We start from the raw sequence: 11,623 nt of genomic DNA, 5'->3' as shown, positions 1-11,623 counted from the left end.
TGTGTGTTACCGCCGGGACCCTCGTTTCCCGCCCCCCCCAACACCCCACAAGGGAAAACCGGGTACCCACCACCCCACCCTCCGGGGGGGGCGCCCCCCCCCCCCCCCCCAGGGCGCCGGACACCCCAGAGAACCCTCACTCCAGGGAGCGATCATGAAACCTCTGCTGTTTCCGAACGACGCCCAGTTCTGGTACGAGACCCTGAGGTCGTTCGGCCACATCGCCTACGGTGGGGCCGACTTCGGCGAGGTCGTCTCGACGAGCGTGCGCATCGTGGAGGGCGACTACGACAGCTGGCACGACGAGTGGCTGGCCACCGCCGACCGGGTGTCCGCCGAGGCCCGTCGTGCCTTGGCGCAGGGTCACCCGGTCAGCGCCAGGGACGGATTCCTCCGGGCGTCGAACTACTACCGGTCGGCGGAGTTCTTCCTGCACGGCAACCCGTGCGACCCCCGCCACCGGCACGCCTACGACCGCAGCGTGGAGTGCTTCCATGCCGCGGCGGCGCTGTTCACCCCACGGATCGAGCCCGTCCGCATCCCCTTCGAGGGCGGCACCCTTCCCGGCTACCTCTATCGGGCCGACGCCTCCGCCGCCGCCCGGCCGACCGTGGTCATGCACAACGGGTTCGACGGCACGGCGGAGGAGATGCATTACTTCGGGGCGATGGCGGGTGTGGAACGCGGCTACACCGTCCTCGTGTTCGAAGGCCCGGGCCAGCCGGGGCCGCTGCACCGCGACGGACTGGTATTCCGTCCGGACTGGGAGAACGTCGTGGGCCCCGTCCTCGACTTCGCTCTGACCCTGCCGGAGGTCGACGGGGACCGGGTCGCGCTGCTCGGCAACAGCATGGGCGGACTGCTCGCCCCGAGGGCGGCGGCCTTCGAACGCCGGCTGGCCGCGGTGATCGCCCTCGACGGTGTCTACGACCTCGGCCAGGCGGTCACCGACGTCGTGCCCGGCGACCGGGACGAGACCGAACGGCGGCTCCGCGCGGCCTCCGACCCCGAACTGGACGCCCGGCTGGACCACTTGATCGCCACCGACCCGGTCATGCGATGGGCGTTGAATCACGGCATGTACGTGATGGGAAGCGACACCCCCCGCGCCTTCGGCGCCGCCTATCTCGACTACCACCTCCGCGACGGCCTCGCCGGACGGATCGAATGCCCGACGCTGGTATGCGAGGCCGTCGAGGACCTGTTCTTCGCCGGACAGGCCCGGCAGCTCTACGACGAGCTCACCTGCCCCCGGACCCTGCTCGAGTTCACCACGGCGGAGGGCGCGGACGCGCACTGCCAGGCGGGCGCTCAGCGACTGGCCCTCGCCCGCGTCTACGACTGGCTGGACGACACACTGCGACACCGGCCTGCGGTGAGCGAGGCGAGTTAGCCGGGGCCCGGGCGACGGCGGGGAGTCCTCGTCGTCGTCCGGGCCGGCTTCCACCGATCAGGCGGTGTGTCGGTGCGTCAGGAGACGTTGACCGCGCTCCAGGCCGCGGCCACGGTGGTGTACTCGGGGCTGGTGGCGCCGTACAGGTCCTTCGCCGCGTTGAGAGTCGCCGTGCGGGCGCCCTTGTAGTCCGTGGTGGAGGTCATGTAGACGGTCAGCGCCCGGTACCAGATGGCGGAGGCCTTCTTGTTGCCGATGCCGGTGACGGTGGAGCCGTTGCACGTGGGGCTGTTGTAGGAGACGCCGTTGATGGTCTTGGCGCCGCTGCCCTCGCTCGCGAGGTAGAACCAGTGGTTGCCGACGCCCGAGGAGTAGTGCACGTCGAGGCGGCCGACCGACTTCGACCAGCAGTCGGCGGAGCGGCCGTCCAGGGACGGCTTGTCGAAGCGGCGCAGCCACGGCGGGGTGGACTGGTCGCTGAAGAGGTAGTCGGGGGTGTCGACCGGGTTGTTGGCGTACCACTCGACCATGGTGCCGAGGATGTCGCTGGTGGCCTCGTTCAGGCCTCCGGACTCACCGCTGTAGCGCAGGTTGGCGGTGGCCGAGGTGACGCCGTGGGTCATCTCGTGGCCCATGGTGTCAAGGTCGACCTGCTCGGGGTCGGTGGTGCCGTCGCCGTCGCCGGTCATCATGCAGAAGCAGGAGTCCGACCACTGGGCGTTGTCCCAGTTGCTGCCGACGTGCACGAAGACGGTGGCGCCGCGGCCGTCGTTCTTGATGCCGTTGCGACCGAAGGTCGTCTTGTAGTAGTCGAACGTCTCCGCGGTGTTGACGTGCGCGTCGACGGCGGCGGTGGCGCGGTCGGTGGAGAACTTCCTGCCGTCGCCCCAGGTGTTGTCGGCGTCGGTGAACAGCGTGCCGGAGGTGCTCTTCACGGACGAGGACGAGAGATTGTGTGCGTCCTTGGTGATGTGGCCGCGTACCGGGTCGATCAGGGCGAAGGTGCCGTCGGCCTGCTGGGTGGTGTCGATGCCGACGTCACCGGTGTACTCGGAGTGGCCGGTTCCGGTGGACTCGCGCTCGGCGTCGTAGTTCTCGATCGCCGCGCCGGTGGTGGCGTCGGTGACGAAGACCTCGCCGTGCGGCTGGCCCTTGTCGCCCAGGCCCTGCACGGTGGTGCGCCAGGCCAGGCGGGCGGTGCCGTCGGCCGCCCATACGATCAGCTGGGGGGTGGACTTGGCCTTGCGCACCAACCCGTGCGAGCGCTTCAGGGCGCCGGCCGCGGTGCCCTTGGCGTCGACTGCGGGAACGACGGACTTGAGCGCCACCTTGTGGGCCTTTGCGCGGGTGGATCCCCTGAGCGAGCCATCGGCCTTCTGGTGTACGACGAAGTCGCCGCCGACGACGGGGAGGCCGTGGTAGGTCCGCTCGAAGCGGACGTGCTGGGTGCCGTCGGGGTCGATCACGACGTCCTTGACGTGGAGTCTCTGGCCCGCGCCAAAGCCGAAGGTGTCGGCGTGCCGGGTCACGTTCGCCTTGGCCTGGGTTATCGCCGTGTCGCGGACGGAGGTTCCACGCTCCACCGCACGGGGCTGCGAGTGCGCGGGTACGGCCATCGCGCCCGTGGTGACGATGCCGGCGGCGACCATCGCGGAAAGGGCAAGAAGGGGACGGGGCATGACGGGGTGATTCCTTCGCTCGTCGTGGGGTGACGACGTCCTGGGGGACGTTGACGCGAAGTGTTCACCAGGTGACATGTCCCTGGCGTGACTCCATCAGGGATATAACTGCGGAGCTATAGGGCCTGGGGACCGTGGCCCGGCCGGTCACATGCCCTCGCCGAAGGCGAACTCCTCACCCCCGTCCTCCCACCAGGCCAGATACTGCGGCCGCTGCCGCACCAGCGACAGATACGCGGCCAGCAGACGCTCGCACGCCGCGTCGGCGAGCTCGGGAGGAACCGCTTCCGTGTTCCAGGCCAGCAGCAGCCGCCGGTGGAACGGGACGCCGACGAGCGGCCGTTGCACGATGCCGTGGGCGGAGACGTCGGCGGTCGGCCATACGCCGCAGACGGCACGCCGGCCGGCGACCAGGATCTGCGCCACGGACAGGTCCGGCGTCACATGGGCGATGCGCGGAGTGAATCCCGCTGACTGGCAGGTGAGATGTAGGTACGCGTGCACACCGCTCTCGTCGGCCTCCGGCATCACCCACTCCTCGCCCGCCAGCTCATGGAGTCCGACCTTTTCCTGGCGTGCCAGCGGATGGTCCTCGGCGAGCAGGACGAAGACCGGCTCGCGGAGCAAGGTGCGTGTCGCCACCGACTCACCGACCGGAAGGGGGAAGCCGGGGAACTCGCCGAACACCGCGATGTCGCATTTCGACAGGCTCAGCGACTTCACCAGGGTGTGCACGGAACGGCGGGCGTCTATGGTGAGCCGGCGTTCCGGGACGAGTTCGAAGAGGGCTGAGACCAGCAGGGACATCAGGGGGCCGGCGGTTCCGCCCGCCCGGAGCGGCGCGGCGGCCTGCCGGTCCGCCTCGGCCGCCGAGCGCGCGTACTCGCGCAGCCGGTCGAAGCCGACGACCAGGTCACGAGCGCAGCTGAGGACGTACTGTCCGTTCTCGTTCGGAGTCACCCCGTCGGCACTGCGGATGAAGAGCGGGCCGCCCAGCTCGTGTTCGATCCGTTTCAGCTGAGCGCTCGTGGCCGGCTGGGAAAGCTGCAGCCGTGCGGCGGCCTTGCGGATGCTGCCGGCCTCGGCGACGGTGAGCAGGACACGAAGGTGCCGGAACTCGAGGTGCATGACCATTCCCCGCTCAGCGCGGAGGGACCCATGCACCCCCCGTGACCAGCAGAACCAGCTGCCCGACGGCATGGTGACCAAGAATCCGACGGACCCGTGGGGGCGGCAACCACGGAACGGTAAAACCTCCGTGCCAACGCCACGGCGTTCCGACGGCATCACGGCGTCAGTCCGCATATATCGGCACGAGCTCGCTTTCGGCGACACCGAGCCGAACGCGTGCTGCCCTCAGCAGGCAGTCCTGGCTGAGGTCAGCGCGCGTTCGCGAGGTGGGGCATCGCGTTCTCAGGTACCGGCGGACTTGCCCGGACCGGGAACGTTGCGGAAGCGGAACGGCTCCGGGTCGCGGCCGGCCTGGATGAACCAGCACTCCCCCGTACCGTCGCCGGTGACGATCCGCAGCACCGTGTCCGCCACGACCTGAGCCGGGATGATCGGCAGTCTCTGCTCGGAGAGCATGTCGCGCAGCGGATCGATGATCCGCGACTCGGCGAAGCCCGGGCAGACGGCGTTGAAGCGCACGTTCTCCGGCGCGAGTGCCGGCCCCAGGGAGCGGGCAAGTCCCACCACCGCATGCTTGTTGGCGGCGTACAGGGGATCAAGCGGCACGGCCGCCAGGCCCGCCAGCGACGCGGTCGCCACGATCACCCCGCCACCGCGGGCCCGTAGCGCCGGCAGCATCGCATGGGTGCCGAAGACCACGCCGTCGAGGTTGGCTCCCATCGCTCGGCGGTAGCGTGCCAGGTCGAAGTCCTCGCCGAGGCCGCATCCGGTCGCCACCCCGGCGTTGAGCAACGCGATGTCGACACCGCCGCACTGCTCCTGGGTGAAGTCCACCAACGCGCGGTTGGCGTCGGGGTCGGAGACGTCACAGACGCGGAAGTGGCCGCCGACCAGGTCGGCCACCTCGCGGCCTGCCCGCTCGTCGAGGTCCGCGACGACCACACGCGCCCCCGCCTGCGCCAGCGTCAGCGCCGTGGCGCGGCCCAGTCCGCTGGCGCCGCCGGTGACGACGGCCACCTTGCCGTGGAGCGCGGCGCCGTCCTTCTGCGCGGGCCAGGCGGCGGCGTCGCTCTCGACGGCGGTCATGACAGCTCCAGGACGAGCTTGCCGACGTTCTCGCCGCGGAAGAGCATCTGCAACGTCTCGGGGAAGTCGTCCACGGTGCCCCTCACCACGTGTTCCTTGACCTTGATGCGGCCGGCGCCGATCCAGGCGGAGATGTCCTGCGCGGCCTGCGCGTAGCGCTTGGCGTAGTCGAAGACGACGAAGCCCTCCATGCGGGCGCGGCGCACCAGCAGCGAGAGGTAGTTGGAGGGGCCCTTGACCGGTGTGGCGTTGTTGTACTGACTGATCGCACCACAGACCACGACGCGCGCGTGCATCGCCAGCCGGGTCAGCGCGATGTCGAGGATGTCGCCTCCGACGTTGTCGAAGTAGACGTCTATGCCGTCGGGGGCGTGCTCGCGCAGCGCCTTCTTGACGTCGTCGGCCCGGTAGTCGATCGCGGCGTCGAATCCGAGTTCGCCGGTGAGCATGGCGCACTTCTCCGCGCCTCCGGCGATGCCGACGACCCGGCACCCCTTGGCCTTCGCGATCTGACCGGCGATGGTGCCGACCGCGCCGGCGGCCCCGGACACCACGACGGTCTCACCGTCCTTCAGCGCCCCGACGTCCAGCAGGCCGAAGTAGGCGGTCATGCCGGGCATGCCCAGCGCGCCGAGATACGTCGAGGGCGGGGCGAGGGAAGTGTCGATCTTCATCGCGCCCCTGCCGTCGGAGACCACGTACTCCTGGACGCCGAACGTGCCGACCACGTGGTCGCCCGGCTGGAAGTCGGGGTGGTTGGACGCGGTGACCTCGATGACCGATCCGGCGCGCATCACCTCGCCGATGCCCACCGGCGGCAGGTAGGAGGGACGGTCGTCCAGCCAGCCCCGCATCGCCGGGTCCAGGGAGATGACGCGTGTCCGGCCCGCGAACCGGCCCGGACCGGGCTCCTCGACGGGCCCTGAACAGTGCTGCCAGTCATGGGGTTTGACCTCGCCCACGGGGCGGGCTGCCAGACGGATCTGGCGGTTGGTCGCAGACATCGCGCCTCCTGTAGTTCACGGCTTCGCCGCAGGGTACCGACCAGTAGGTATGCCACAGTGCGTGATGTTCGCCACACGCCGGCCGGAGAGGAGCCGACCAGCCGTCACGTACGGCCGCCGACCCGACCCCGAAACGTGACCCACAGTGGCCTTACAGGCATTCCAACCAGTCGGTATCGTGCGCCGCCACACCCCTCACCGTCCACGGATCCGAGCCGCAGCGGAAGGCCATGCCATGACATTCGCCGACGAGAACCGGTACCCACCATCAGATACGGGATGGCCACCCCCTTACGACCGGCCCTGGTCGTACGAACACGACACCCCTCGATACGAGTCGTACGGGCAAGCCTCATGGGGCGAGCCGTACGCGCACGAGACCCAGCGGCCCGGCACCGACCTCGCCGCCCTGCGCTCGGCCTACCGTCTGCTCCGCCGGATCTCCACGCTCGCCGCGCTCGGCTCCTTCGTGGTGTACGTCGTGCTGTCCTGCTGGGCCCCCGGCCTGATGGGAGCCAAGATCGCCGGAGAGCTGAGCCTGGGCATGGCCCTGGGGGTGCTCCAGCTCGTCGTCACCTTCGCGGCGGTCTTCTGGTACGGACGCAGCGCACGACGCTCGGTGGATCCGCTGGCCCACGCCGTCAGAGAGCAGACGGTCCCCGCCGGCCGGCACCCGGGGGTGGCGAGATGAACGACTTCAGCTCCGGCACACAGGCCACCGTCTGGCTTCTGTTCACCACACTGGTCACCGTCACGCTGCTGATGTGCGTGATGGCGGGACCGGACCGCGACGACCTGACCGACTTCTACACCGGCTACCGCTCACTCACCCCGTTCAAGAACGGCCTGGCGATCGCGGGTGACTACATCTCCGCGGCCACCGTGCTGAGCACCACCGGCATCATCGCGCTCGCCGGATACGACGGTTACGTCCTGGCGGTCAGCACCGCGCTGTCGCTGGTGCTGCTGATGTTCCTGCTGGCCGAACCCCTGCGCAACACCGGACGGTTCACCATGGGCGACGTCCTGGCCCGCAACATGCCCGGACGGTCCGTGCGCGTCGCCGCCTGCGTGGTGACGCTGTCGGCGACCCTGCCCTTCCTGGTCGTCCAGCTCTCCGGCGCGGGGTCGCTGCTCACCTTCATCCTCGACATCCCGCACGTGGCGGGCGCCAGGACGGCGTGCATCGTCATCGTCGGCAGCCTGATGATCATTTATGCGGCGCTCGGTGGCATGAGAGGCACCGCGCTCATTCAGATGGTCAAGATCGTGATCCTCCTCGGCACCAGCGTCACCATCGCGGCTCTCGTACTGAACCGCTTCGACTGGAACCTCGGCGACGTCCTCAGGGCGGCGGAACACGGCAGCGGCGCGGGCCCCGCCTTCCTGCAGCAGGGCCTTCAGTTGGGCACCTCGGCCGTCGACCGGCTGGACTTCGTCGGGCTCCAGATCACCGTGGTGCTCGGCGTCGCCTGTCTGCCCCACATCACGATGCGCCTGTACTCCGCGCAGGACGTGCCGGCCGTACGTCGCTCCATGTCGTGGGCGGTCGGCACGGTCACCACGTTCTGCCTGCTCGTGATCATCATGGGTACGGGGGCGGCTGCGCTGGTGGGGTCGCGGTACATCGTCGCGGCCGACCCGCACGGCAGAACATCGGTGCTCATGCTCTCGCAGGTGCTCGGCGGAGCCCCCTCCTCCGCGGGCTCGACGCTTCTCTACTCGGCCGTGGCGGGCATGGTGTTCATCACCCTGCTGTCGTCGGTCGCGGGCATGACCCTGGCCGCGGCGTCGTCGCTTGCCCACGACCTGTTCGCCCATGCGGCGCGGCGAGGACGCGCCGAACCGCGTACGGAGATGACGGTGGCGGCATGGACGAGTGTGGCCGTGGGATCCATTGCCATCGCGCTCTCCACCCTGGTGCAGAACTGGGACGTCGGCGTGCTGACCACTCTGGCCATCTGCATCGGGGCGTCAGCGGTGGCACCCGCGCTCACCTACTCACTGTTCTGGCGAGGATTCACGCGCACCGGCCTGCTGGCCAGCCTCTACGGCGGTGCGGCCTGCGCGCTGCTGCTCATGGTCTTCTCCAAGGCGGTTTCGGGCACACCGGCTGCCGTCTTCCCGAACGCCCACTTCGACCTGTTCCCCATGCAGTCCACCGGACTGGTCTCCATCCCGTTCGGCTACCTGGCGGGCTGGCTGGGCAGCCGTCTGGACCACCGGCGCCGCCCCGCCGACAGCGGCGAGAACCGGCGGCTGTACGAGGAGAACGAGGCACGGCTGCTCGCCGCAGCCGAATGACCACGTCTGCGCGGGCGGGCTACCCCGGCGGCCCCGGTGCCGCCGCCGTGGTCCGCCCGAGCAGTTGCTGCGACAGCTCGCGCGCCGCCAGGGCCCAGCTGAGCTCCACCGCGGTGTCCGGGGCGTCCAGGCTGGTGCCGGTCAGCTCCTCGAAACGGCGCAGCCGGTAGCGGACGGTGTTGACATGGACGTGTGCGCTGCGGGCGACTTCGCGGACGTGCCGTCCCCTCTTCAGGTATTCCCGGACCGACTCCTCGATGAGCGCACCGAACTCCCCCTCCGCCTCCAGCGGGCGCAGATAACGGTCGAGGAGCAACTCGGCGAGTTCCGGTTCGGCGACGACCGCCACCCGCCAGGAGAGGTCGCTCAGGTCGTACACGCCACGCAGACCGTACGCACGGGCGGCCTCCAGCATCCTGCCGGAGGCACGGAAGGAGCGGTGCACCACGGCCAGGTGCGCCGGCGGGCCGAGCCCCGCCGTCACTTCCAGGTCACCGGTCTCCGGCTTGGCCTCGACGACTCCGGCGACGGCCTCGTCCAGCACGGTGAGCAGCGCGCCCCGGCCGTTGCTGCGGCAGCGGGGTTCCAGGGAGCGTCCCAGTGCGTCCGGGCCGGCGTCGCCGTTCGTGACAGCTCTGATGGCCCGGTACGGCCGTGACGGGTCCAGTCCGTAGAGCGCCGCACCGCTGTGGATCTCGGCCGAGCTCAGCGTCCCGTGGAGAAGTCCGCGCAGGAAGCCGGCGCGGCGGCGGGCGTCGAACACGGCGGAGGCCACCTCCGCCTGCCGGTGGACCGCGGCGATCCGCAGGCTCGCGACGTCCGCGAGCTCCCACAGGCACTTGGTCCGGTCGACGACGAGGCCGGGGTCCAGCCCGCGTTCGGTTGCCTCTGCGATGAACAGATCCCGTATCGCGCTCAGTGCCCGGCGGAAGGCGCGGAGCCCGTCGCTGAGCGGCACGCCCCGGGCGACCCGGTCCCGGGCCACCTCGGCCTCGCCGAACTCCTCCGGCGCGGGCACCGTCCCCTCTCGCAGCACCGCGAGAGCACGCTGGAAGTGCCGATGCCAGATCTCGTCCAGGAGTTCCCGCGGGACCGCACGGTAGGACGGGATGTCGTCCGCCAGATCCGCGTGCAACCGCCCGCCCATGTGCCTCTGCTGCGCTGCCATCGCGGCGATGACCCGTTCGAGGGGCGCCGCCGCGCCCGGCTGTCCGGGCATGGACCTCACCTCCGCCGCTTGGGCACCGGCCGTTGTGCACCTGAACAATATGCCGACCTGGCGCCTTGGCCGTGGAGCCGTCGACAACCCCCCGCCGCCGAAAGCACAGTGGCACGGCGGCGGAAGGAGCGCGTCGGCGCGTACGCAGCAAGGCGCCGACCGACGTGCCCGGACCCGCCCTCGTGCCACCGACCACCCTCACGAACAGTGCGGAGACCGTCATGACCGACGAGCACCATCACCGACTCCACCGCGCCGACACCGACTCCGACACCGACTCCGGCACCGACCCCGGCCCGCGCCTCGCGCCGCTGCCCGAGGACGGCTGGGACCGGGACACCCGGGAACTGCTCGCCCCGATTCCCCGGGACGCCGACGGCCGGCTCGCCCACGTCTTCACCACGTTGGTGCGGCACCCCGGCCTCTTCCGGCACTTCCTGCCGTTCGGCACCCATCTGCTGCGCGCCGGCCGTCTTCCGCACCGGACCCGGGAACTGCTCATCCTGCGCACCGCGTACAACACCCGGGCCGGTTACGAATGGGGGCGGCACGTTCCGCCGGCCCGGGCCGCCGGGATCACCGACGAGGAGATCCAGCGGGTCGGCGCGGGCCCGGACGCCCAGGGGTGGTCGCCTGCCGACGCCCGTCTGCTGCGCGCCGCCGACGAACTGCACCGGGACGCCCGCCTGTCCACGGCCACCTGGTCCGCACTCGCCGCGGACCACGACGAGGAACAGCTGATCGAAATCACCATGCTCGTCGGCCAGTACCACATGGTCGCGTTCTTCCTGAACTCCGCCGGTACGCAACTCGAACCCGGCTTCGCAACGGAAATCCTGCCCGGGCCCGACGGGGCCGGCAGGGACGATACGGAAGGGACACGCAGCGATGTCTGAGCTCCGGCACACCGCGACCCGCCCGGCGGGCCTCCTGACCGGCCGGAGCGTGCTGGTCATCGGTGCGGGCACCCGCCCCAGCGACGATCCGACGGCCCCGGTGGGCAACGGGCGGGCGGTGGCCGTGCTGGCCGCCCGCGAGGGAGCCGCCGTGGCCTGCGCCGACGTCTCCCCCGACGCGGCGGCGGCAACCGCCGCCCTGGTCGGTGAGGAGGGCGCCCGTGGCCTGCCCGTGGTCGGTGACGCCACGGATCCCGGCGCGTCCTCGGCGATGGTCGCCGAGGCCCTCCGCGAACTCGGCTCGCTCGACGCGATCGTGGTCAACGTCGGCATCGGCCTCGGCACCGGCCTGGCGGACACCTCACCGCAGCAGTGGGAGCGCGTGCTCTCGCTCAACCTCAGCGCGCCCTTCCTGGCCGCCAAGTACGGACTGCCCACGATCGCCGACGGGGGCTCGATCGTCTTCGTCGGATCCGTGGCAGGGCTGCGCGCGGCCACCGACTCGCCCGCCTACGACAGTTCCAAGGCGGGCCTGTTCGGTCTCGCCCGCCATGTCGCCAAGGAGGGTGGGCCGCGTGGGATCCGCGCCAATCTGGTCGTCCCGGGCCTGATCGACACCCCGATGGGCCGCGAGGCCTCGGCCCGGCGGGCCTCGCGTTCCACCTCGTTCAGCCGCATACCGCTCGGACGCCAGGGCACCGCCTGGGAGGTGGCCGAGGCCGTCACCTTCCTGCTCTCCGACCGCGCGTCCTACATCACCGGGCAGAGCTTGGTGGTCGACGGCGGGCTGAACGCCGTCTGAGCACGCGGCGGGGGCGGGGGCGGGGGCGGGGACCAAGGGAGAAGGGATCGAAAGGGGGGCGCCCCCCCCGGAGCACCTCGGCCGCGGAACGAAATCCCTGTGGGTGTTC

10 protein-coding genes are annotated in these 11,623 nt (G+C 70.5%); 5 read left to right on the top strand and 5 right to left on the bottom strand.

What is annotated here, in order from left to right; all coding sequences use genetic code 11:
• Nucleotides 1–154 precede the first annotated feature (154 nt).
• On the top strand, nucleotides 155–1,393 hold the full coding sequence (locus tag AC07CM_RS36125; RefSeq protein WP_478880717.1) for an alpha/beta hydrolase family protein: 1,239 nt from the start codon (nucleotides 155–157) through the stop codon (nucleotides 1,391–1,393).
• A gap of 77 nt (nucleotides 1,394–1,470) precedes the next feature.
• On the opposite strand, the gene AC07CM_RS36120 is transcribed toward AC07CM_RS36125, so the two are convergent.
• The 4 genes from AC07CM_RS36120 to AC07CM_RS36105 all read right to left on the bottom strand — a co-directional run bounded on the left by AC07CM_RS36120 (nucleotide 1,471) and on the right by AC07CM_RS36105 (nucleotide 6,293).
• On the bottom strand, nucleotides 1,471–3,072 hold the full coding sequence (locus AC07CM_RS36120; protein ID WP_478880716.1) for a M4 family metallopeptidase: 1,602 nt from the start codon (nucleotides 3,070–3,072) through the stop codon (nucleotides 1,471–1,473).
• A gap of 147 nt (nucleotides 3,073–3,219) precedes the next feature.
• Nucleotides 3,220–4,200: a LysR family transcriptional regulator gene (locus AC07CM_RS36115; RefSeq protein WP_478880715.1), complete on the bottom strand. Its 981-nt coding sequence runs from the start codon at nucleotides 4,198–4,200 to the stop codon at nucleotides 3,220–3,222.
• A gap of 285 nt (nucleotides 4,201–4,485) precedes the next feature.
• Entirely contained in the window at nucleotides 4,486–5,289 is an 804-nt protein-coding gene (locus tag AC07CM_RS36110) for an SDR family NAD(P)-dependent oxidoreductase (protein ID WP_478880714.1), read from the bottom strand.
• Nucleotides 5,286–6,293: an NADP-dependent oxidoreductase gene (locus AC07CM_RS36105; protein ID WP_478880713.1), complete on the bottom strand. Its 1,008-nt coding sequence runs from the start codon at nucleotides 6,291–6,293 to the stop codon at nucleotides 5,286–5,288. Before AC07CM_RS36105 ends, AC07CM_RS36110 begins: the two co-directional genes overlap by 4 nt.
• A 235-nt stretch (nucleotides 6,294–6,528) precedes the next feature.
• Here AC07CM_RS36105 and AC07CM_RS36100 point away from each other — a divergent pair, with 235 nt between their 5' ends.
• Both AC07CM_RS36100 and AC07CM_RS36095 read left to right on the top strand, forming a co-directional pair.
• Nucleotides 6,529–6,984: a DUF485 domain-containing protein gene (locus AC07CM_RS36100; RefSeq protein ID WP_478880712.1), complete on the top strand. Its 456-nt coding sequence runs from the start codon at nucleotides 6,529–6,531 to the stop codon at nucleotides 6,982–6,984.
• Complete coding sequence (locus tag AC07CM_RS36095; protein WP_478880711.1) at nucleotides 6,981–8,597, top strand: sodium/solute symporter; 1,617 nt, start codon at nucleotides 6,981–6,983, stop codon at nucleotides 8,595–8,597. Before AC07CM_RS36100 ends, AC07CM_RS36095 begins: the two co-directional genes overlap by 4 nt.
• A 19-nt stretch (nucleotides 8,598–8,616) precedes the next feature.
• Here the strand turns inward: AC07CM_RS36095 and AC07CM_RS36090 are convergent, their stop codons facing one another.
• Entirely contained in the window at nucleotides 8,617–9,816 is a 1,200-nt protein-coding gene (locus AC07CM_RS36090; protein WP_478880710.1) for a PucR family transcriptional regulator, read from the bottom strand.
• A 221-nt stretch (nucleotides 9,817–10,037) separates the two neighbouring features.
• Here AC07CM_RS36090 and AC07CM_RS36085 point away from each other — a divergent pair, with 221 nt between their 5' ends.
• Entirely contained in the window at nucleotides 10,038–10,712 is a 675-nt protein-coding gene (locus tag AC07CM_RS36085) for a carboxymuconolactone decarboxylase family protein (protein WP_478880709.1), read from the top strand.
• Nucleotides 10,705–11,514, top strand: a complete 810-nt coding sequence (locus AC07CM_RS36080; RefSeq protein ID WP_478880708.1) for an SDR family NAD(P)-dependent oxidoreductase — start codon at nucleotides 10,705–10,707, stop codon at nucleotides 11,512–11,514. Before AC07CM_RS36085 ends, AC07CM_RS36080 begins: the two co-directional genes overlap by 8 nt.
• The last annotated feature ends 109 nt before the right edge of the window (nucleotides 11,515–11,623 follow it).

It is taken from the genome of Streptomyces sp. NPDC044061 (assembly GCF_056434305.1).
The sequence above is the reverse complement of the archived record's forward strand: the minus strand, read 5'-3'. Positions and strand labels throughout refer to the sequence as shown.

Coding starts and splice junctions, on each gene's coding strand:
- AC07CM_RS36125 (WP_478880717.1), top strand. CDS start 155: ATGAAACCTCTGCTGTTTCCGAACGACGCCCAGTTCTGGTACGAGACC.
- AC07CM_RS36120 (WP_478880716.1), bottom strand. CDS start 3,072: ATGCCCCGTCCCCTTCTTGCCCTTTCCGCGATGGTCGCCGCCGGCATC.
- AC07CM_RS36115 (WP_478880715.1), bottom strand. CDS start 4,200: ATGCACCTCGAGTTCCGGCACCTTCGTGTCCTGCTCACCGTCGCCGAG.
- AC07CM_RS36110 (WP_478880714.1), bottom strand. CDS start 5,289: ATGACCGCCGTCGAGAGCGACGCCGCCGCCTGGCCCGCGCAGAAGGAC.
- AC07CM_RS36105 (WP_478880713.1), bottom strand. CDS start 6,293: ATGTCTGCGACCAACCGCCAGATCCGTCTGGCAGCCCGCCCCGTGGGC.
- AC07CM_RS36100 (WP_478880712.1), top strand. CDS start 6,529: ATGACATTCGCCGACGAGAACCGGTACCCACCATCAGATACGGGATGG.
- AC07CM_RS36095 (WP_478880711.1), top strand. CDS start 6,981: ATGAACGACTTCAGCTCCGGCACACAGGCCACCGTCTGGCTTCTGTTC.
- AC07CM_RS36090 (WP_478880710.1), bottom strand. CDS start 9,816: ATGCCCGGACAGCCGGGCGCGGCGGCGCCCCTCGAACGGGTCATCGCC.
- AC07CM_RS36085 (WP_478880709.1), top strand. CDS start 10,038: ATGACCGACGAGCACCATCACCGACTCCACCGCGCCGACACCGACTCC.
- AC07CM_RS36080 (WP_478880708.1), top strand. CDS start 10,705: ATGTCTGAGCTCCGGCACACCGCGACCCGCCCGGCGGGCCTCCTGACC.